Source organism: Chryseobacterium gossypii, assembly GCF_041361455.1.
In the GTDB taxonomy this organism is placed as follows: domain Bacteria; phylum Bacteroidota; class Bacteroidia; order Flavobacteriales; family Weeksellaceae; genus Chryseobacterium; species Chryseobacterium gossypii.
Window position 1 is genome coordinate 49,100 of sequence record NZ_JBGCUR010000011.1, and the last position, 21,023, is coordinate 70,122.

Below are 21,023 nucleotides of genomic sequence, written 5' to 3' on the forward strand. Positions count from 1 at the left end.
ATTTTAAGTGATGGTTTTGAAAAGGAAATTAATTCAATATATTAATTTACAGTTAAATATCTTCAAAAATCCGACCAATAAATAATTATGCACAGAAAATTTCAGCAGGCATTCATATCATGCACTTCCCCGGTAAAGATTTTCAAACGGAGACGCTTCATTTCCGTTAACAAGGCTTTTATAATATTCTGAGGGAGTTTTACCGATGATCTCTTTAAAATACCGGTTGAAGGAAGATTTGGATCTGAATCCGGCTTCATAGGCAAAAGAAAGGAAATTGACCGGTTCATTCTTTTCAATTGCTTTCTCTACCAGGTGTTTGAAATATTCTACCCGGTATTCATTGATATAGCGATAAAAAGGCTTATGTCTGTAGCCGTTCAGCATTTCACTGATCTGGTATTTGTTGATCTCTGTTTTAAGGGCCAGCTGATCCAGATTCAGATCACAATCCCTGAAAAGCTGCTGCTTTTTTACGGATTCATCCATTTTTTGCCATAGCTCCCTGAATCTTATTTCGTAATCAATGGTATTTACGGTTTGCTTTTCTTCGATATACTGATGACTGCCGATACTTATTTTAAGATTGTTGCCGGGTATCCCGGGAAGATTCATGGTTTCCGTTTTGAGACTTTTCCTTATGATCAAAAGACAGATGACAAGCAAAAGAAAATATGAGATACACCTTATGACGATATTGATGGTTCCTATGTATTCAGGGCATAAATAAAATAAGACTTTAGAGATGACTACCATCAGCTCCATAAAAAGAATGCAGGCAGAGATCCTTATGATTACGTCATATTCAATTTTATCAGGGACTTTGGACCTGTTAATGATCAGAATGCTTTTCAAGGGATAATATAAATTGATCATGAAGATCAGGCTGAGACTGAAATTATTATAGAGATCCAACAGCCGCTGATCGGTCCGGTTAAGGATCATAAAGACGCATGAAATGGTAAAATAAGCGATCATCAGGACGAAAAGGGGGATGAAGATATACCATTTCCCGGCCACTGAAAAGTTCTTCTTGGTTCTGCTAAGCGTATATAAATAGATCAGCGGGCCATAACAGACCGAAATAAACGTATTCATCTGAAACCTGATACTTTCATCCGGAATAAAACGGAAAATGATGAACTTGATCACCAAATGCACGGCTATGGCGGAAAGCAGAAAAATAAACAGATAATGGGAAGGGGATCTTTTCTCTTTCACCTGTAAAAGCCAAAGCGCTACGAGTGCCTGAAAAGCCCCGATGATAACTATATATTGCATTCTTCCTTAGGTTTATACAAAGTAAATACAAAAACATGATCCGATCTGCCGGTAGATTATTATTTATCTATTAAAAATTTCATTGGCCGATTAATATTGGATTAATAAATAAATAACACACTGTTAATACTTTTTAATCAATTGATTATCAATATTATAAAAGTATCATTCCAACGAGTGGCACGTAGGAGAGTATGATTTTTTTCCGGGGACGAAATGAAAGGATTGTCTGCCCAACTTTGCCAAAAAAAATCCTATGACCAATTCTATCGGTTTTTTAAAACAAAAGTCGGGAATCATACAGATATCTGCTTTTTTCTTAATGGCTTCCTTCGGAACCATTCAGGCACAGACCATTAAAGGGACTGTCATTGGCAAAACCAACGGAGCGCTTCCCGGGGCGAATATTTCAATTGTAGACGCTGAAGCCAGAACAGTTTCATCCTTAGAAGGAGATTTCAACCTGCTTTCCCCAAGGCTGGGAGAAGTAAACCTTAAGGTTGAATACATCGGATATGAAACAAAGATTTTTCCTGTTACCATAAAAGAAGGAACCAATGACATCGGCTATATTACCATAGTGCCGGAAGATAAAACAAAAAAAGATAAGATAAGCAATATTGAAGAGATCGTTGTAACCAGGCCCAATGCTTTAACCCAGGCCAAAGCTTATGAGATCAAGAAAAACAATAACGCTATTATGGAAGTTATAGCTGCCGATGCCATCGGTAAGCTTCCGGACAGGAATGCGGCAGAAGCTGTGCAAAGGGTTCAGGGAGTTGCCGTAGCAAGATACCATGGTGAGGCGGATCAGGCTACCGTAAGGGGAACCCCTTTTGCTTGGACGTCCACATTGTTTAATGGGAACCGTCTCCCGAGTGCCAACGTTTTAGGGAACAGATCCTTTGTTCTGGATGTTGTTCCTTCAGAGCTGATCCAGTTTGTTCAGGTTTCCAAGGCCGTAACTCCGGATATGGACGGAGACGCCATTGGCGGCAGCATCAATTTCATTACCCGGACAGCTCCGGCAAAGAAAACGCTGAGTGTAAGCGGGGCGGGAGGCTATAATACTTTTTCTCAAAATGCTACCTACAATGGCTCCATTGTATATGGAGACCGCTTTTTCGGGAACAGGCTGGGTGTGATTCTTTCCGGAGCCATCTGGGACAGGCAATGGGGCGCCGATTCATTTGATGTTACCTACAATACGGCAGCGGCCAATGATACCCAGAAAAAATCCATCAGCTCGGTCATGTTAAAAAGATATATGGGAACCAGAAGAACCATAGGCCTGAACGGCGGCCTGGAGTATAAGCTGAATGCCAGTAATAAGGTCTATTTCCGCGGCATGTTCAATAAATTTGATGATATCCGTCCGGTTTATGAATCTTATGTGGATTATGCCAGCAACAGGTATCAATATAACTTCAGATATTCTCATTACCAGACAGAATTGTACGGAATGGAGCTCGGCGGAGAACACAGCATTGGTTCAAAACTCAACATAGATTGGATGCTAAGCGATTATCAGGCTAAATATTTTCTGGATACCCCACCCACCAATGATGTCAAAGGGCTTCCTATCGCCACATTCAGACAAAAAATCACAAGCGGGTTCAATAATCTTTCCAGTGACGGAAAGCGGTACTGGAGCTTTGATTCTCCCAACGGAACAGGAGGTGAGTATGAAGATTATGGCTTTGAGGTGAAAGACCCGAATGAAGTAATGAGCGCAGACAAACTGCTCCTTTCACAGTTGGTTATCGCTAAACTGGATAATAATGAAAGGGATAAGATTGCACGGGTAAATCTGAAATACGATTTAAGCCCCCGTATCGTCCTGAAGGCAGGAGCCAAATACCGGGATAAGGACCGTACCAGCACCTACGGATACAATGCGGTCTTCCTTCCCGGTGCTGCCGTAGGTATCCCAAATTCTCCCGCTCTGCTAAGCCTTTCCCAACTGGCAACCACTGATCCGCCCAAAGGGATTGATTTCCTCAACGGGCTGAATGGAAATTACAATTCCTATATCATGAATCCTCCGACGAAAGACCAGCTTTTCCAAATGTATTCCCCTGCATTTTTACAGCAATACGGATTTATGGATTTCTCCAATGCAGCCAGTAATGCAACCAGTGTCTATACCGGGGAAGAATCTGCTTTTGCTGTCTATGCCATGGCGGAGATCAAAGCAACCGATAAGTTTAAGATTGTGGGAGGATTCAGAAATGAAACAACACGACTGACTCTGAACGGGGCGAAAGCCACGACTACGGCAGCCAATACAACCACCATCAGCCCTTCTGTGGTGGAAAGCAATTACAATGCTTTCCTTCCGATGCTTCATTTACGGTATAATTTCTCACCGAAGTCAAACTTAAGACTGGCTTATACCAGGTCTTTCATCAGGCCTAATTTTGGGGATATGTCTCCGGGATCAAGTATTGACAATACCACCAGCCCTTTTACCATTACGAGAGGGAATCCGGATCTGAAACCCACCTTCAGCCATAACCTTGATCTGATGGGAGAATATTATTTCAACAATATCGGTATTCTTTCCGGCGGAGTATTCTATAAGAAAATCTCAGACATTGTATTTTCGGATACTTCCATAATGAATATTGATGGAACAGACTACAGGGTTACCCAGTCTAAAAATCTCCAGGATTCCAACCTGATCGGCTTTGAAGCGGGAATCAATAAGCGCCTTGATTTCCTGCCCGGATTCTGGAGTGGTTTTGGGATCGAGTTTAACTATACCTATATCGATTCCAGGGTAGAAGTTCCAAGAGCCGGAGCAGACGGAACGCAGTATTTTGATAAGACCATGCTTCCGAATCAGTCTAAAAACCTTTTCAATGCCATCCTGTATTATGAAAATGAAAAGGTAATGGTACGTCTGGCAGGGAATTACAGGGGGAAATCGGTTGAAACCATTAATCAGAATCTTGGGCCTGAATATTACATCTGGTCGGATAAAAACTTTACCATTGATTTTTCTGCAAGCTATGATATCAGCAAGAAGGTTAAACTATTCATTGAGCTGAATAATCTGAGCAATGAGAATCTGAGGCTCTATATGGGCGATAATAAAAAGCGTATCACTTCAAATGAATGGTACGGAAGCAGGGGACAATTGGGAATACGTTGGCAATTATTTTAATATAGAAATATGAAAAAACTAGTATTAGCAGCTGTTATAATAGCCTTTGGGGCTACGGCAGATGCACAGATCACAGACAGCCTCCGCAGGGTGGTGAAAATGGAAGGAGCCTACAACTTCAGGGATGCGGGAGGCTATAAAACAGAAGACGGGAAAGAAGTGGTCCTGGGAAAAGTTTACAGGAGCGATGCCATTGATAAACTTTCGGATAAAGACTTAAAAACGTTCAGGGATAAAAGGATCGCTACCGTTATCGATTTCAGAGGAACTGAAGAGGCCCGGAAAGCTCCGGACAGGCTTCCTCAGAACACCGGTTACCTGCTTTGTCCTGCCGGAAGCAATGATCTTCCTACGGCCCAGGATCTGGCCAAAATGCTGAAAAATAAAAACTTTTTATTCGACATGTACGGTGAAGGCGGGCTGCCTTATTTCGGGGAAAGATACAGGGCTTTATTTGTAAAGCTATTGACTCTGCAGCCTGATGAAGCTGTTTTGTACCATTGCACGGGCGGAAGAGACAGGACAGGTATGGCTTCAGCATTATTCCTGAAAATACTGGGGGTGCCGCAGGATATTATTGAAAAAGACTATGTGGCCTCCAATTATTATCTGGCTAAAAATCCTACGATGAAACAGATGTTCGCGGGGCTTTCAGGACTGTCAGGCATGAATGAAGGTGAGATCAGGCAACAGATGGAACTGAGGCCGGAGCTGATCAGGAATTTCTTTAATGCCATCAACAAAAAATATGGCAGCATTGAAAACTTTTTCCAGGTGGAAATGGGGATAGGGCCAAGGGAAATAACGATACTGAAGCAGAAATACACAAAATAACCGATACCGCAGAAAATCTGCAAAGTCTGGAGCTATAAATATTCAGTTAGATTTAGATAGAATAAGCCGTGACAATCATGTCACGGTTTATTTGCTTTCGGCTGACTTCAGATTAAGGCTACTCTGAAGGTCGCTCCAGGCACCCCCGTTATAAACATGCCTGAATCCTTTTTCCTTTAAGATCGCTTCTACCTTCACACTCCGTAGCCCGTGCGAGCAAACCGTGATATAGGTAGCATCCGGGTCAAGCTCTGTATACCTTTCCCTGATGGTTCCCAGAGAAATGTTCTTGGAGCCGGCTATATGCCCTGTTTCGTATTCCTTTTCGGTTCTTACATCCAGAATGACTGCTCCGTTTTTGATCAGCTTGTCCAGGCCGTGATCCAGGGTCTGGTATCGGTATATACGGTAAGCGATATATACGGCGAGCACGATCCCGCAAAAAATCAATAAGTTCTTCATAGCTTGCTTAAGATTTTTCTGTCAATATAAAAAGTTCCGAACGGAATAAAGCAGGCCAGGATCACCTTCCATGTGGTCTCCTTAAATTTCCATTGCTGCTCAACTCCCACGCTCAGGGTATTAAAAAGAAACAACAGGAATAAAGTTCCGTGAACAGGTCCTATCATACTTACAAGACCGGGATTTCCCGCCCAGTATTTTATAGGAACTGCAATAAATACCAATATCAGCAGCGAAATCCCCTCCAGGATGGCAAGAATACGCAGACGGCCAGTTTTAGTTTTCAATAAGTGTGTCATGATTTATCTGAAATAAGGTCTGGTAACAAAAGGAGAGAATGGCCATGGGATAGCCACAAAGATGATGATGAAGGCAATGGCAAACCAGACAAGCATGGTTTTAAACTTTTCCCTGTCTGCAGATCTTCTTTTAGCCATTGCCGAACCCACCGTTAAGATGATTACAGATGTCAGCATCAGGAAGATATGGACCATCCCGAAAAATAAATGATCCAAAGACTCTTTTGCCTCACCGAAATTTTTCCAGAAATACCTGATGAGAGGGCTTTTGATGTACAGGATTATCCCTAGGACCAGCTGGATATGAGCAATAGTAGCGGTCCAATGCCTTACGGAATCGTCATTTCCGGAAAACTTTTTACCTGTAAAATAGCCCCTGCAGGCAGTAAAAAGCGCATATATTAGGCTCAGCAAGACCAGCCACCTGAATGTGGAATGCAAAAAAGTAAGTGTCTGATACATGAATCAACTTTTAAGTGTTGAGGCAAAGATATAACAAAAACATACTAATTAGTATTTTTTTAAATAAAAAATTATTTCAGCGTATCAAAATAAGATCTAAGTCCTTTTAAATAAACCAGATAAACTTCTTTAGAATTTTCCAGCTTACCTAAATTTCTTATGCCCCAATAGCCGGACATCACAAAAACAGCGACCTCCCTGGCGTTTACATTTTCTTTTATCGTTCCATTTTTTTTACCTTCTTCAATGGTTTTTATCATCTTATCTTCCCATTGCAAGGAAAGCTGATTCAGGGATTTTGTAAACTCAATATTCCACGGTGCCATTTCCTGAGTGAAATTGGATGCCGGGCAACCATATTCCACTTTAAGGAACTCATTTTCCATCAGGATACTGTACATCAGGTTGTAGATGTTATCTAACGGATTACCATCGCTTTGCAAAGGATCAATAAACGTCATTTTGAAGTTAGGTCTCATCAGCTCATTGATGATGGCCAGTCCCATTTCATCCTTGGTTTTAAAGTGGTAATAGAACGCTCCTTTAGTAACCTGAGTAGTGGCAATGATCTCATCAACACTTGTCGTCTGGTATCCGTTCATATAGATCAGTTCAAAGGCTTTCTGAAGGATGTTCAGGCGTGTGGCTTCCGATTTTTTCATTGGATCATGCTTTTTGCAAAGGAACAACAAATTTTATTTTATTCAAACCTAAATCTCATGGATCTCAGAATCCGTAAACACGAAATACCTGCCGGGCCGGGGGATATTTTTTGTATCCAGTCCGGTAAATTCACTGAAAGCAGGAAGCAATAGCTGATCATCACTAAGAACAAAGCAGGGAAGCCTGATGCTTTTCACGGGTGAGTTCAATGAGATTCCCGGATGAATATGCCCTGTGATCTGAAACTTGGAACGGGACCTATCAAAATCATGTACAAAAATAAATTCATCCGTCTCTAAAAAGGTAGCCTTGAAATCCAGGCATAATTTACGTTCCAGAGCCTCTGAGATCCTGTCATGATTACCTTCAACAAGATAAAACTTCAAATCCGGGTATCCGTTCCTCCAATGACAGAACACATCCACATCCGAATTGTCACCTGCATGAAGCAAATCTCCAACTACAATGAATTTCTCGGGTTGGAAATACTCGATCAGGACGGATAAGCGTTCAAGATCACTTTTCATAATATGATTGGCGAGGGCAATCCCGTTCTTCCGGAAATGGGCCGTTTTCCCGATATGAAGGTCAGAAAGGATCAGCGCTTTTTCCTTCTCCCAGAATGCTGCCCGCTGGTTGGTAAGGACGATGACCTCGTCTTGAACAGATAAGTTTTTAGTAGCAATATTCACGCTGGTAATATATGAATTATTAGTTATAAATCATCAATTGAGAGCACTCTTAGTGGCCACGCTGTAAAAGGCGCCTGATCCTTGCATCCAGACCTTCGCTGGAGAGGCTTTGCCGTAAGCTGTCAATTTTTATCGGGAAGCTTAGTGGTGTAAAAACATGGGAATGCTTTAAAATAATCCTGGACCTTTCAATCCGTCTGAAAGCCTCCACCAGCCTTTGCTCCTGCAACTGTACATTGAAAACCTCCGTATAAGCCTGTTTCACGAGAAAATGGTTCGGATCATGATCCTCCAGCACCTTAAAGATTAATCCTGCGGAGCTTTGAAGAGATTTATTGGAACGTTGCTGTCCTGCGTAATTCTGGATTACCATTCCCGAAATCACCGCTATATCCCGGAATTTCCTGCGGGCCATTTCTGCTGAGTTGATGCTTGAAATGACATCCACCATCAGGTTTTCCCTGGTTAGAATATGGTGCAGGTTTTCTTCGTTCAGAGGAATTTCCTTATCGCTGAACAGCTCAAAGCCATAATCATTCATCGCCATTGAAAAGGAAATGGGCGCCAGTTTTGAAATCCTGTAGGCTATGAGTGCGGCCATTACCTCATGAACCAGGCGGCCTTCAAAAGGATACATGAACAGGTGATAGCCTTCACGGTTTCTGATCAGCTCCACCAGGAACTCATCATCTTTGGGAATATGAGACCTTTGTTCCTGACTAACCAACAGGGGATGCAGGAATTTCAGCTCCTTTTCAGAAGCTTTCGGATTAAGAGCTCCCGAGAGTTTTTCCCTGAGGAAAATGCTCAAATTGGAGCTCAGAGGCAGCCTTCCTCCAAGATAGCTGGGGACCAAAGCTTTTCCTTTGGCTAAACGCACGTATACCGTCATATCCTTGATCATTGCCACTTCAAGAGTCCTGCCGGCTAAGATAAATTTTTCGTCCTTTTTAAGCCTGGAAATAAAATATTCCTCAATCATCCCGACATAGCCACCCGAAATAAACTTTACCTTCAGCATCGCGTCACTTACAATAACTCCCATGTTCATCCGGTGAAGCATGGCGATCTTACGGGAAGTTACTTTATGCAGGCCATCCTCCATAACCGATATTTTATGGAATTCTTCATAGCTTTTTAATACATTTCCGCCAATGGTAAGAAAGTCCAGGATGCTTTTCCACTCTTCGTCAGTCATCTCACGGAAAGCAAAGACTTTTTTAATACGCTCATAAACTTCATCGGGATAAAATCCGTCACCTACAGCCAGGGTCATCAGAAACTGAACGAGCACATCAAAACACAAGACTTCCGGCTCACGGGGCTCCACAACCTTTTGTTTCACCGCTTCTTTCAATGCGGCAACCTCAATCAGCTCCAGGGAATGGGTGGGTACACAATAGATTTTAGAGGTTTCAAAAGGGGAGTGCCCACTGCGGCCGGCACGCTGAAGAAACCTTGCCACACCTTTTGCCGATCCGATCTGTATTACAGTATCAACAGGCTTGAAATCTATTCCTAAGTCCAGGGAAGATGTAGAGACCACGGCCTTCAGCTTGCCATTGCTTAGATTCTCTTCAATCCATATCCGTAAATGGGCATCTATGGAGCTGTGGTGAATAGCCAGCTGACCAGCAAAATCAGGATGTGCATCCAGCAGCAGCTGGTACCACATTTCACTTTGGCTACGGGTATTGGTAAATACAATTGTTGATCTTGAGTCAAGAATGATCGGAACGATCTTATCTGCCATTTTGGCTCCCAGATGTCCTGCCCAGGGCAAAACTTCAATCTCATCCGGGAATACGGGAAGAATATCTATTTTTTTATGTTCCTTGGCCGTTATTTTCGTTTTTTTCATATCATAGGGGATCAGGACCTCCATAGCCTCATCCAGATTGCCGATGGTAGCTGTAATTCCCCATATCTTAAGTTGTTCCCCGTATTTCCTTAACTGTGAAATTCCCAGCTCTGTCATCACTCCCCGTTTTGATCCTAACAGTTCATGCCATTCATCTACCACAACGCAATGCAAATGATGAAAAAGCCGGGCATGGTTTTTCTGCCCCAGCAGCAAATGCAGGCTTTCAGGGGTAACCACAAGTATTTCAGGCATATTTCTGACCTGCTGCTGTCTTACCTTCGGATCTGTATCTCCGTTTCGTACACCTACTACCCAGTCCAGACCGATCTCATCAATAGCTTCCTGCATGGCTTTGGCAATATCCTTGGAAAGTGAGCGTAGCGGAGTGATCCAGATCATTTTCAACCCTTTTTTATACCGCCCGGGATGATTCATAAAATCTGCAATGAGAGCCAGAAAAACGGAAAATGTTTTCCCGAAGCCTGTAGGGGCAATGACCATCCCGCTGTAGCCATTACCGAATTTTCTCCAGGTTTCCACCTGGAACTTAAAAGGGTAGATGCCTTTATCATCCATCCACTGCCGGATCACCCTGAATCCTTCGGTATCTTCAAAAGCAGCCAAGCTATTGTATCAGTTTTTTGATGTTCTCCAATGTATCTATTTCGTCTGCCGTTTTATCTTTCCTCCATCTCAGTATCCGTGGGAATCTCAGGGCTACACCGCTTTTATGGCGATTGCTGTAACCTATTCCCTCAAAAGCGATCTCAAAGACCAATTCCGGCTTTACCGTACGTACCGGACCGAACTTTTCAATGGCGTTTTTCGTAACAAAACGGCTTACCTCCATGATTTCCTTGTCCGTCAATCCCGAATAAGCCTTGGCAATGGTCACCAGGGCATCTCCGTTTTTCACGGCAAATGTATAATCGGTATAGTAAGCGCTCCGTCTGCCGCTTCCTTTTTGGGCATAGATCAGAACGGCATCAATGGTGAACGGATTGATCTTCCATTTCCACCAGTCGCCCTTTTTACGGCCGGAATGATAGGGGGAATCTTTCTGTTTCAGCATTAATCCTTCACTATTGATCTCCCGGGACCTTTCCCGTATCTCATCCAGATCTTCCCATTTTTCAAATTCAACGATTCTGGAAATCTTAATATTTTCAGGTTCCTGATCAATCAGTAATTCTTCAAGCATAGCCCGTCTTGCAGCAATAGGCTTTTCGCGCAGGTCATTATCTTCCAGCTCGATCAGATCATAGGCAAAAACCTGAATGGGAATATCTGCAATCATTTTTTTTGTCAGGTTTTTACGGTTCAGCCTCTTCTGTAATTCATTAAAGTTCAAAACCTTATTTTCCCTCACTGCAAGTATTTCTCCATCGATTACAAAGTTTCCTTTCATGGCTTTTACCGTCTCTGCAATTTCCGGGAATTGTGTTGTGATAAGCTCTTCACCTCTTGACCAGATGAATACTTCATCATTTCTCCGTATGATCTGCCCCCGGATACCGTCCCACTTATATTCGATCAGCCAGTCATCGGGCCTGCCAAGCTCCGGGAGCTCTTTTTCCAGCGGATAGGCCAGGCAAAACGGATAAGGCTTTGAGTTATCAGGATTGATCTTTTCTGCGAAGATCAACTCCTTAAAAGAGATATCGTCAGGTTGCCATTTTCCCATTAAACTGTGCATCAGCGTACTTGACTCCTGTCCGGAAAATCTGGTAAGCGCATTGATCAGTGTCTTATCTGAGACCCCTATCCTAAAGCTTCCTCCCAACAGTTTATTAAAGATCAGTCTTTCCGTATAATCGAGTCCGTTCCAGGATCTTAAAACAAATTCTTTTTTTTCAGCTTCGCCTTTATCCTTCAGGCTGATAATGTCATTCATCCATTGAGAAAGTGACCGGTCTATTCTCTCGGCAGGGGGCGGCAGGATCAAGGACAGGGTTTCGCCCAGGTCTCCTACGGAAGAATAACATTCCTGAAACAGCCAGAACGGAAGACCGGTAACTTCCAGTACCCAATCTTTAAGGAAGTTGGTATTGACATTCCTTTTCGGTCTTTTCCCGGTAAATAGTGCAATGAACCATACTTTATCCTCATCAGGCGCACGTTCCAGGTAATCCATGATAGCGTCAATTTTAGCATTGGTTTTATTGGTGCTTTCCAGGGCATTGATAAGGTCTGCAAAATGTTTCATGGCTCAGGATTTTCATTTTCAATGATTTCTTTTTCCGCTTCTTCTTCATCCTCACCGAACAGTGTTTCTATGACATCCGCTCTGATGCCTGTCTCATTCAGATATTTTGAGAACACTTCTGTCTGACCATGGGTAACATGCACGATTTCTGCTTCGGTGGCTTTCACCGCCTGTAGCAGTCCGTTCCAGTCGGCATGATCGCTCATCGCAAAACCTGCATCAGCGCTCCGCCATCTTCTGGCTCCCCGCACCTGCATCCAGCCTGAGCAAATGGCTGTTGCCGCATCCGGTATCTTTTTAATGACATTGCTGTCTAATAAGGCCGGAGGTACCACAACAATTTCGTTTTGCAGATGTTTTATATTGTCCCGGAAATCCGGTATTTCATACTCGGGAAGCCCGATTCCTACAGATTCGAATGCTTCGTTCAGCTTTCCGATGGAGTAGTGAACATATATTTTACCCAGCCCTTCCACGGCTTTCATGATCCGTTGGGCTTTACCTAACGAATATCCGATAAAAACTGAAGTTTTATTATTTTCCTTGTTCCTCAGCACCCAGCTTTTAAGCTTTTTATTGAGATCCTCAACACTAAGCCAGTTGTAAACAGGGAGTCCAAACGTGCTTTCAGTGACAAATTCATTACATCTTACCAGCTCGAAAGGAGTGCTAAGGCCATCATCCTGAATTTTATAATCCCCTGAGATCACGCTTACATACCCTTTGTATTCCAACCTTATTTGTGCTGAGCCGATGATATGCCCAGCAGGATGAAGCGAGACCTTTACGCCATTGATATTAACCGTTTCACCATATTCTACCGCCTGACATTCTATATCTGCTCCAATCCTCTGGTGAAGAATAGGTTTTGTGAAATGATGGCAAAGGTATTTCTTCATTCCCCAACGGGCATGATCAGCATGTCCGTGGGTAATGACAGCCAGGTCGACAGGTCTCCACGGATCAATATAGAATTTGCCTTGCGGGCAATAAATGCCTTTCTGTGTAAATGTGATCAGCTTCAATAGTATGACGGGTTTATGATTTTACCATTCAAAAACCTAACCAATAATAATTTACCAGACAAAATCTTTCAATCTTATTTTTCAAAATCATAAAAATTGATGCCGGTTTCCTCATCTTTGGTTTTTACCACTCTGGTATTTAACGGGTAAAAAATAAATTCCCCGGCTCCTCTGATTTTTGCGTCCAGCAGATGGCCCGCCAAAGCCGTATAATCTTCCCTTCCTAAAGTGATGTGCATGTGCAGCATCGGTTTGCCTTCCACTTCAGAGACATTTCCCGAAATATTGGTGATCTCCATCTGTTCTTTAAACGTTTTGTCCGCATAGCTTTTTGATGAAGGAATGAAGAAGCGAAGGGTAGCCTCATTGACGGCACCGATCCCTGTTATTTCACCTGCCCGGATCTGTTGACTCTGAACAAAATCCGTTAGAGTTTCTACAACGCTGCTACGGTCTTTTACACTCACTATGTATGCATTGTCAACTTTTCTGGCGGTCCAGTTATTTCCTTTAAAATTGTGTGTATCCATGACATATATGATTAAAAATAAGCTGAAACGTTCTATAAATTTCCGGTTTTCATCTTATATTTTTCATAAAACCAGAATACTCCGAACAGGTATAAAGAATGCAATAATTGTGCTTCAATGGCCGCCCAGTTTTCTATGGAGCAGCTGCCCAGAATTAAGATGCCCGTCAGCGTTAAAGCAGCATATAAAGTTGCTTTTATTCTGATTCCGGCCAATAATAAGATCCCGATAGCAGCTTCTGCAAATGGCAAAAGATAACTGAACGGGATGATTAAGAATACCGGAATCATCGACTTTTCCATTGTGGATACCATCCATTCACTGAAAGCGGCCAGTTTCGGCAGGCGTACCAATCCGTGACTAGCCAAAGAAATGGCAACAGGAAAGCGTAAAAAGAAAAATGCTGTTTTGAAATCTTTCATCATTTTACTTCCATATTTTAATTAAACCTCCGGTTTTACCCAGTAGCGGGTCGCTTGAAGGGATTTGAACTTCAGCGATATTTGTCAGGGAGAGATCGTGCTTCATTTCATTTTCTTTTATCAGATCCGGCTCGGCTCCGTTAGGATAAGCTCCTACCACTGTAAAATCATCAGAAGCCGAAAGACATTTATGGGCCACTCCGGCAGGGATTACCATAATGTCACCGGCGGCAACTGACAGCTTTTTCCCTTGTGGTCCTCCTAAATGCAGCTCTGCCGAACCCTGAAACACACCCAAAACCTCGTGGGTATTGCTGTGGTAATGATGAAAAGGGTAGATGCCCCAACGCCAGGAGTTATACCAGCTGTTTTCCCTGAATTTACTTTCAAGCCAATCTGCCCCTTTGTCTCCACGTCCGGTAAAGGCATCACGGTATACCAAAAGCGGATATCTGCTGTTCGGGATGATCCCGTCATCGCCAAAAAAATATTCCTCAGGAATAATATCTACATCTGACATATCTTATATTGTTTTAAAAGAAGTTATTTTGTAATGACAGGGCACATCTTATGCCCGGCTTTTGAGATAATTGATAATAGCGATCACATCATCTTTTCCGAAGCCTGCATCATGAGCAGACTGGTAAGTTTTTGCCAGCACCTCTGATAAGGGATAATCCGCTCCGGCTTTTTTAGCCAGGAGAACATCCTTCAACATCAGATCCAAAGCAAATGCCGGTTCATAATTGTGATTGATCAGCAAAGGCGTTTTTATCTTTGTTGCACCGCTCCCGCTTGCACTTTCATTAATGATCTCCAGCATATCTTCCCGACCTATTCCCAGCCGTTCAGAAAACAGGACTGTTTCTGCCAATCCCTGATATATAGCTGAAAGAAAGTAGTTTACAGACAATTTAGCGGCAATACCTTTTCCATTTTCCCCCAAGTGTTTGATCAGCCTGCCCAGTTTTTGCAAATAGGGAGCAGCCCTCTGAACATCCTTCTTTTCACCGCCCAGCATAATAATGAGCGTTCCTTCAGTGGCAGGTTTTGTACTGCCCGCTACGGGAGCATCAATAAAAGCAGCTTCCTTTACTGTTATGGCAGCGGCTGTTTTAGAGGTTGCTTCAGGGGAAATAGTGCTCATGTCTATAAACAGTTTTCCTGTGATATCCGAGGATAAGATTTCTTCATAAACCGCTTCTACAGCTTCATCGTTGGTCAGCATAGTGAAGATAATATCACTGTTTTCTGTAAGTTCGGTTATGCTATTGCAAATTTTCGATTTTTCTCTGAAATCTTCAGCCTTTTCTGCGGTTCTATTGTAAACGGACAAAGGGAATCCTGCTTTCTCTAAATTTTTTGCCATGGGGTGGCCCATATTTCCAAGGCCGATAAACCCTATTTTCTCCATGTTATTGTATATTTTAAAAGTAACTTCAAGTTAACAAATAAAAATAATGCAGCCAAAACCACAGAGGAAAATCATGGCATCAGATAATAATATAGAACTGTCTGAATTAATTGACACTTAAGTCTTCATTGGCAAACCGGATTATTTCGGTGCCGGGAGCATGCAGGAATATCTCCGTTTCTTCAAGGGTTTTGGCATCCAGAATCTGTCCTGCCAGCAAGGTATGCTCGTTTTTGAGAGTAGCGTTTAGGAATAACATGCGGCTACCCTGGGTTTCTGAAATATATCCGGAGATCTCGGAAGCTTCCATTAAGCCTTCAAATCTCCCTTCAATCCTTTTCTTGGTCACCGGATCCACAAAATCCAGGATGACCTCCGTCAGGATACCAATTCCGGAGATGATTGCTGATCTGATGTTTTGGCCAAGCATAAAATCCGTTAATGCATCCACAATACTTGCCTGACTTTTTATTGATAAGATGTATGTGCTTTCGATTTTTCTTGCGGTCCATAGATTTCCGTTTACTTGCCTATTCATGATCGACTTTTTAATAGATTTTAGTTCTGCACTATATGCAGTTCACAGTTTTATATTCGTAGTGCTTACAAAAGCAGACTATTGCCTTGTAATAATATCCATGAACAGGGGGCAATTCCATGGAAATTTTAAAATAAGGCTCAACACGGTTCTTCTATAATAATTAAAAAATTATTAAATAACATATTTAATATATTTTTTCCAAAAAACAATAATAAATATCAAATAATTATTAGGGGTTTCATATCATTAATAAAAAACGGATGACCGGATATCGCTAAAGATCAATCCTTTTAACCTATTGCACTCCATTAAAGGAGGACAATTTCCGGGGAAATTCTTCAATATATACAACATATGTAAAGCATAATAATCCCTAAATATATTTATCGCTATTGATTTTCTTTTAAACAATATAAGAAAAACTTTGAATTATTGATCGTGATCATAAAAAATAATTATCAAATCTGTTACCTTTGTATAGTCAAAGTTCAAGGTACAGACAGAACTCTTAAAAATACGAAAAAATAGAACTGATGCGCTGTTTAAGGTTTCACGTGGTATGTATGTGGTATTTCAATTTAAGAAAGTTCTAATCATTTTTTCTTTCTTTGTTCTACTAAAATTAACATCACTTTTTTTGTGATTTTACTCAATTTTAAGTAAAAAATAAATAAAATAACACCAATTATAAGATAATTTGATTTTGAATAATGATAAAACTTTAAGTTAATAATAAAAAATTCAAAATACCTGATTCCAGAGAATCCGGTATGTATAGTGAGAAAAGCGGATTATCTGTAGTGGATCTGCCAATGATTCAAAGTACAGAATTTAGTAGAGATGAGAAAAAGATTATGAAAAACAAAAAAAACGAAATCAATTTAGAAGATTTAAACGAAAAAATTTTAGTTCAGAATGAGATTCTTGCTTTAGCAAAAACCAATTCTCCTCGCTTGTTGAATAAATTCAGATTGTTTTACCCTGATTTTTTCAACAAATTATCTGCTATACAGCCTAACCTTAAAAATTCAGAGCTTACCTTTTGTGTATATCTGAAGCTGAATCTTACGACCAAGGAGATTGCTACTTATACATTTGTGACTCCAAAAGCCATACAGAACAGGAAAAACAGGCTTAGAAAAAAGCTGAGCATTCCTTCTAACGTAGATATTTATAAATGGTTTAATGATCTATAGGCTGACGGCCAGATCAAAACTCCAGAACATCCTTTTCGAGGTCATGATATAGCAGTACTTTCCAATGGTTTTCTGCAGCTTCCTTTTGCCATTTCTGCCTTAGCTCCATTGCCTTTCTTCCGTCGTAGTCATTTTTGTAGGCCACATGGTATTTAAGGTAAGATTCCTGCGGAAGGTCATCGGCACCGTAAAAAACGGTTTCAGTATTTTCTCTGATCCAGAAAACCTGCATGAAGGGTGTATGGCCACCCGCCACCTCAAATGTAATCTCATCTGTGATCATGCCTTTGTCATCTTTCATCCAGACAATATCCGGCAGCCGGATCAGTTTTTCAAGAATATCGAAATCAAAAGAAGGATTGCCTTTATTCTGCATGGCAAAATCAAGTTCCCGTTCCTGCATATATATTTTAGCATTGGGAAAAGCAGGCTCAATCCCGTTATCGGTAAATACCATACTTCCTGCAATATGATCTTTATGCAGATGGGAAAGCAGGACTTTGGTAATCTGACCGGGATGGATGTTTTCTTTTTTCAGGATTTCAGAAATAATGGTTTTCCCATTCTCATTTTTCCATCCTGCTCCGGCATCCAGAAGAATGTAATCTTTTGCTGTTATAATCAGAAAAGGCTGGACAGATATTTTAATGCCTGTTGTGATATTAAAGTTTTCCTGAGTTAAAAGCGTAAAGTCCTTCGTTTTGCTCACAGAAAAGTCGCCTTCTTTCAATGGAATGATTTTCATGGTACAAATTTCCTTATTATTTCAATATCCGTAAAACATTTTTCTCAATCCTGTCCATCGGGAAAACCAATAACAACAGTATAGAGCTTTAGATGAAAATAAGTATCTTTGAGGCTGAGAACCGGAGCTTCTTCTGTGTCTCGATCCAACATTCTAAAGTTCTAAACTATATGCACGCTAATCCGAATGGAATTTCCCGTACCGTAATCTGGCTGATGGCCATTATTTCGGGACTTGTAGTAGCAAATAATTATTATAATCAGCCCCTGTTGGGCCTTATTTCAGACAGTCTGGGCATCACAGAAAGTGAAGCGGGTAAGATTTCAGTGCTTACCCAGATAGGCTATGCCCTGGGATTATTGCTAATCGTACCGCTGGGGGATAAACTTTATCGTAAAAAGCTGATCCTTACAGACCTGTTCCTTGTTTTTGCCTCTTTAGTATGGATGGCTTTTGCAGATCGGTTATGGATGCTTTACCTTGCGAGTTTACTGATCGGGGCCACCTCTGTAATCCCGCAGCTGTTTGTCCCTATTGCAGCTGAGCTTTCTGCAGACAAAGAAAAATCCGCCAATATCGGTCTGGTGATGTCCGGTCTGTTATTGGGTATTCTTCTTTCCCGTTTTGTGGGCGGGATCGTGGGGGAGCTATGGGGATGGAGGGCTATGTTCGGCATTGCTTCGGGAATCATGGTTCTGGTATGGATCGCCGTATACAGAATGCTTCCCGAGCTGCATCCGAACTTTAAAGGCTCTTACAGAGAATTAATGAGGTCCGTAGTACACCTGGCCAGGACACAACCCATTTTGCAGCTGGCTTCTTTCCGTGGGGCCATGGCTTTCGGATCCATGTGCGCCTTATTTACCACTTTGGTCTTTCATATGGAAAAGCCACCGTTTAATGCGGGCTCTTCCGTTGCAGGAAGTTTCGGATTGGCCGGGGCAGTGGGAGCCCTGGCAGCAGCCAAAGTAGGAAAGCTCCAGAAATACCTGGATTTAAACCGGATCATCCTGTATTCATTGCTGATCCTGATCGGGAGCTGGGGATTTACTTACTTCGGGGGAGAAACCTATTGGGGATTGATTGCAGGAGTTATTCTTGTGGACCTGGGAGTACAGTCTAGCCACATTATGAACCAGACCAATTATTTCCTGATCAGATCCAATGCGGTCAACAGACTGAATACAGTGTATATGGTATCTTATTTTATCGGAGGATCGCTGGGAACATTCCTTGCCTCAATCGCGTGGCAACAGGCACAGTGGAGTGGTGTCTGCCTAGTGGGCTTTATCTTCGGCCTGCTGGCGATCATAGCTCATATATTATTCAGTAAAAGAGTAAATGCCGTCTCTAAAATTTAGGCTAAATTTGAATTAAAATATATAAAATGAAAATAGAAATCTGGTCGGATGTGATGTGTCCGTTTTGTTATATAGGGAAAAATAATTTTGAACGGGCATTGGAAAAGCTGCCTTTTAAGGATGAAGTAGAGGTAGAATGGAAGAGCTTCCAGCTCGATCCTGGACTGGATCCTTCTAAAACCCGGAATACCCTGGAGTACTTCAAGGAAAAAAAAGGATTTCCCGAAGCTCAGGCCGGCCAAATGATAGACAGGGTAGTACAGATGGGAAAAGAGGCAGGAATTGATTTTAATTTCAAAACGGCCCTGATCACCAATACTTTTTCCCCGCATAAACTGATTCACCTGTCAAAAAAATATGGTAAGGCTTCAGAAATGGAAGAGGCTCTGTTCAAGGCGCACTTCATAGAAGGTAAAAACGTGGCAGATACGGATGTATTGGTTTCACTCGCCGGTATATTGGGAATTGATAAAGAGGAAGCAAAACAGGCCCTTGATTCTGATCAGTTCGATGACGAAGTAAAACAGGATATCATTGAGGCAAAGGATAATGGCATTACAGGAGTTCCCTTTTTTGTCCTGAACGGGAAATATGCTGTTTCAGGTGCTCAGCCTGTTGAACTCTTTGAAAATGCCCTTCAGCAAACCTATAACGAAACCGTTTCTCCTTTTAAGAATCTTTCAGACCAGGAAAACACCTGTGATTCGGACGGATGTAGTATTTAATAATCTGAATAATGATAAAGATCAATCACGAACTTCATTTTCCTGCTGAGGAAGCCCTTTTTGTTTTTGCTTTGGACTCTGAGGCCGGAAAAGAATTTAATGACAAGAATAAACTTATTACCGGGATAGGAAAAGTAAATGCCGCTATTGAACTCACCAAAGAGATCCGGAACAGGAGACCCAAACTGATCGTAAACCTGGGATCAGCCGGAAGCAAGAAATTTCACAAAGGCGAGGTGGTCTGCTGTACCAGATTTATCCAGAGAGATATGGACGTGAGGGGACTTGGATTTAAGCTGTATGAAACCCCGCTGTCTGGTATTCCGCCGGTTTTGGAATATGGGCTGAAAATGGCTAGCCTGAATGAAGGGATCTGTGGAAGCGGTGACAGTTTTGAAATGAACCATGCGGAAACGGATTATAACGTTGTAGATATGGAAGCTTACCCGCTGGCATTGATCGCCAAAAAAGAAAAAATCCCATTCCTCTGTTTAAAATATATTTCAGATGACGCGGGCAGTGAGGCTGCTGATGATTGGACGGAGCAGGTACACCTGGCATCGGTGGCATTCAAAAAAATATTATTCGGATAACGTTTGTTTACATATGATGACATCAATACTAATCCACAAAGCATCTTTAGAAGACCTTGAAACAATACAGAAGATCGGCAAGGAAACGTTTCTCGAAACGTTTTCAGAGGCTAATTCTGAAGAGGAGATGCAAAGATATCTTGAAGAAAGCTTTGCTACAGACAGGATAAGATCAGAACTGAACCATCCGGATTCAGCGTTTTTCATTGCTTGGGAAGAAGGAGATCCTATCGGTTACCTGAAAGTAAATACGGGAGGAGCACAGACAGAGCTACAGGATGAAGAAGCCCTGGAAATAGAGAGAATATATGTGAAAAGCAGCCATCACGGTAAAAAAGTCGGACAGCTTCTGTATGATAAGGCAATAGAAATAGCAAAACAGAAAAAGAAGAAATACATCTGGCTGGGAGTGTGGGAACAAAACCACCGGGCACTGGGATTTTACAAGAAGAATGGCTTCGTAGAGTTCGGCAAACACATTTTCAGGCTGGGAAATGATGAACAGACAGATCTGATGATGAAAAAGGTTTTAAGCTAAA

Annotated in this window: 22 protein-coding genes; 7 read left to right on the forward strand and 15 right to left on the reverse strand. The window is 41.9% G+C overall.

Annotated features, from left to right (window positions below):
• Positions 1-117: 117 nt before the first annotated feature.
• Positions 118-1,281, reverse strand: a complete 1,164-nt coding sequence (locus ABMQ40_RS08225; protein WP_370898423.1) for a helix-turn-helix domain-containing protein — start codon at positions 1,279-1,281, stop codon at positions 118-120.
• Between the two features lie 256 nt (positions 1,282-1,537).
• Between ABMQ40_RS08225 and ABMQ40_RS08230 the strand changes: the two genes are divergently transcribed.
• Positions 1,538-4,450, forward strand: coding sequence for a TonB-dependent receptor (locus ABMQ40_RS08230; RefSeq protein ID WP_370898425.1), 2,913 nt, complete (start codon positions 1,538-1,540; stop codon positions 4,448-4,450).
• A 9-nt stretch (positions 4,451-4,459) separates the two neighbouring features.
• Complete coding sequence (locus ABMQ40_RS08235) at positions 4,460-5,284, forward strand: tyrosine-protein phosphatase (protein WP_370898427.1); 825 nt, start codon at positions 4,460-4,462, stop codon at positions 5,282-5,284.
• A gap of 87 nt (positions 5,285-5,371) precedes the next feature.
• Here the strand turns inward: ABMQ40_RS08235 and ABMQ40_RS08240 are convergent, their stop codons facing one another.
• From ABMQ40_RS08240 to ABMQ40_RS08300, 13 genes are all read right to left on the reverse strand, one after another.
• A complete protein-coding gene (locus ABMQ40_RS08240; RefSeq protein WP_370898429.1) occupies positions 5,372-5,746 on the reverse strand; it encodes a rhodanese-like domain-containing protein in 375 nt (124 codons plus the stop codon).
• Positions 5,743-6,045: a DUF3817 domain-containing protein gene (locus ABMQ40_RS08245; RefSeq protein ID WP_370898431.1), complete on the reverse strand. Its 303-nt coding sequence runs from the start codon at positions 6,043-6,045 to the stop codon at positions 5,743-5,745. The genes ABMQ40_RS08240 and ABMQ40_RS08245 overlap by 4 nt, the downstream gene beginning before the upstream one ends.
• Before the next feature lie 3 nt (positions 6,046-6,048).
• Positions 6,049-6,507, reverse strand: a complete 459-nt coding sequence (locus ABMQ40_RS08250) for a hypothetical protein (RefSeq protein WP_370898433.1) — start codon at positions 6,505-6,507, stop codon at positions 6,049-6,051.
• A gap of 71 nt (positions 6,508-6,578) precedes the next feature.
• A complete protein-coding gene (locus ABMQ40_RS08255; RefSeq protein WP_370898435.1) occupies positions 6,579-7,169 on the reverse strand; it encodes a TetR/AcrR family transcriptional regulator in 591 nt (196 codons plus the stop codon).
• Between the two features lie 48 nt (positions 7,170-7,217).
• Complete coding sequence (gene pdeM / locus ABMQ40_RS08260; RefSeq protein WP_370898437.1) at positions 7,218-7,862, reverse strand: ligase-associated DNA damage response endonuclease PdeM; 645 nt, start codon at positions 7,860-7,862, stop codon at positions 7,218-7,220.
• A gap of 49 nt (positions 7,863-7,911) precedes the next feature.
• The gene (locus ABMQ40_RS08265; RefSeq protein WP_370898507.1) at positions 7,912-10,302 is read right to left on the reverse strand and encodes a ligase-associated DNA damage response DEXH box helicase; all 2,391 of its coding nucleotides are present in this window, start codon (positions 10,300-10,302) and stop codon (positions 7,912-7,914) included.
• Between the two features lie 49 nt (positions 10,303-10,351).
• Positions 10,352-11,932, reverse strand: coding sequence for an ATP-dependent DNA ligase (locus ABMQ40_RS08270; protein WP_370898439.1), 1,581 nt, complete (start codon positions 11,930-11,932; stop codon positions 10,352-10,354).
• Positions 11,929-12,957: a ligase-associated DNA damage response exonuclease gene (locus ABMQ40_RS08275; RefSeq protein WP_370898441.1), complete on the reverse strand. Its 1,029-nt coding sequence runs from the start codon at positions 12,955-12,957 to the stop codon at positions 11,929-11,931. The genes ABMQ40_RS08270 and ABMQ40_RS08275 overlap by 4 nt, the downstream gene beginning before the upstream one ends.
• 74 nt (positions 12,958-13,031) lie before the next feature.
• Positions 13,032-13,487, reverse strand: a complete 456-nt coding sequence (locus tag ABMQ40_RS08280) for a PPC domain-containing DNA-binding protein (RefSeq protein ID WP_370898443.1) — start codon at positions 13,485-13,487, stop codon at positions 13,032-13,034.
• Between the two features lie 32 nt (positions 13,488-13,519).
• Positions 13,520-13,912, reverse strand: coding sequence for a DoxX family protein (locus tag ABMQ40_RS08285; RefSeq protein ID WP_370898445.1), 393 nt, complete (start codon positions 13,910-13,912; stop codon positions 13,520-13,522).
• Position 13,913: 1 nt separating this feature from the next.
• A complete protein-coding gene (locus ABMQ40_RS08290; protein WP_370898447.1) occupies positions 13,914-14,429 on the reverse strand; it encodes a cupin domain-containing protein in 516 nt (171 codons plus the stop codon).
• A 48-nt stretch (positions 14,430-14,477) separates the two neighbouring features.
• Positions 14,478-15,323, reverse strand: coding sequence for an NAD(P)-dependent oxidoreductase (locus ABMQ40_RS08295; protein ID WP_370898449.1), 846 nt, complete (start codon positions 15,321-15,323; stop codon positions 14,478-14,480).
• Positions 15,324-15,429: 106 nt separating this feature from the next.
• Complete coding sequence (locus ABMQ40_RS08300; protein ID WP_370898451.1) at positions 15,430-15,861, reverse strand: PCC domain-containing protein; 432 nt, start codon at positions 15,859-15,861, stop codon at positions 15,430-15,432.
• An 857-nt stretch (positions 15,862-16,718) separates the two neighbouring features.
• Between ABMQ40_RS08300 and ABMQ40_RS08305 the strand changes: the two genes are divergently transcribed.
• The gene (locus tag ABMQ40_RS08305) at positions 16,719-17,060 is read left to right on the forward strand and encodes a helix-turn-helix transcriptional regulator (RefSeq protein WP_370898453.1); all 342 of its coding nucleotides are present in this window, start codon (positions 16,719-16,721) and stop codon (positions 17,058-17,060) included.
• A 13-nt stretch (positions 17,061-17,073) separates the two neighbouring features.
• Here the strand turns inward: ABMQ40_RS08305 and ABMQ40_RS08310 are convergent, their stop codons facing one another.
• A complete protein-coding gene (locus ABMQ40_RS08310) occupies positions 17,074-17,805 on the reverse strand; it encodes an MBL fold metallo-hydrolase (RefSeq protein WP_370898455.1) in 732 nt (243 codons plus the stop codon).
• A 92-nt stretch (positions 17,806-17,897) separates the two neighbouring features.
• Between ABMQ40_RS08310 and ABMQ40_RS08315 the strand changes: the two genes are divergently transcribed.
• Genes ABMQ40_RS08315 through ABMQ40_RS08330 form a run of 4 tightly spaced genes read left to right on the forward strand, consistent with a single transcriptional unit; the run spans position 17,898 to position 21,022 of the window.
• Positions 17,898-19,166, forward strand: coding sequence for an MFS transporter (locus ABMQ40_RS08315; protein ID WP_370898457.1), 1,269 nt, complete (start codon positions 17,898-17,900; stop codon positions 19,164-19,166).
• Positions 19,167-19,192: 26 nt separating this feature from the next.
• Positions 19,193-19,891 carry a DsbA family oxidoreductase gene (locus ABMQ40_RS08320; RefSeq protein ID WP_370898459.1) on the forward strand — a complete coding sequence of 233 codons (699 nt, stop codon included), beginning with the start codon at positions 19,193-19,195 and terminating at the stop codon, positions 19,889-19,891.
• An 11-nt stretch (positions 19,892-19,902) separates the two neighbouring features.
• Positions 19,903-20,484, forward strand: coding sequence for a 5'-methylthioadenosine/S-adenosylhomocysteine nucleosidase family protein (locus tag ABMQ40_RS08325; protein ID WP_370898461.1), 582 nt, complete (start codon positions 19,903-19,905; stop codon positions 20,482-20,484).
• A gap of 16 nt (positions 20,485-20,500) precedes the next feature.
• On the forward strand, positions 20,501-21,022 hold the full coding sequence (locus ABMQ40_RS08330) for a GNAT family N-acetyltransferase (RefSeq protein WP_370898509.1): 522 nt from the start codon (positions 20,501-20,503) through the stop codon (positions 21,020-21,022).
• Position 21,023 lies beyond the last annotated feature (1 nt).